Origin of the sequence: Bradyrhizobium sp. IC4060 (assembly GCF_020193715.1) — a bacterium.
Taxonomy (GTDB): domain Bacteria; phylum Pseudomonadota; class Alphaproteobacteria; order Rhizobiales; family Xanthobacteraceae; genus Bradyrhizobium; species Bradyrhizobium yuanmingense.
The window spans coordinates 1-438 of the sequence record NZ_JADYVJ010000092.1 but is presented as its reverse complement, the minus strand read 5'-3'; the positions used below and the strand labels follow the sequence as shown (position 1 = coordinate 438).

The 438-nt window shown below is 68.9% G+C and carries 1 protein-coding gene; it reads left to right on the top strand.

Annotated elements, in window-relative coordinates; translation table 11 throughout:
- The coding region (locus tag I6F16_RS37635; protein WP_225174794.1) for an AMP-binding protein at nucleotides 1–438 on the top strand (438 nt) is incomplete at both ends.

Below are 438 nucleotides of genomic sequence, written 5' to 3'. Positions count from 1 at the left end.
CCTTTGTGGACGGCGACCGGCTGTACCGCACCGGCGATCTGGCGCGCTATCTGCCGGACGGCAATCTGGAGTTTTTGGGCCGCAACGACGACCAGGTGAAGATCCGCGGCTTCCGGATCGAGCCGGGGGAGATCGCGGCGCGGCTTTGCGAGCACCCGTTCGTGCGCGAGGCGGTGGTGGTGGCGCACGAGGGCCCCGGCGGCGAGCAGCGTCTTGTCGCCTATGTGGTGTGCGCGCCGGAAGCAGCTTCGAACGGGCTGGAGGGAAGCGAGCTTGCCGGCGCCTTGCGCGCGCACATAAGTGCGCACCTGCCGGACTACATGGTGCCATCGGCGTTCGTGCGGCTGGCGGCGCTGCCGCTGACGGTGAATGGCAAGCTGGACCGCAAGGCGCTGGCTGCGCCGGACGATGAGGCGTATGCGCATCGCGCCTATGAGC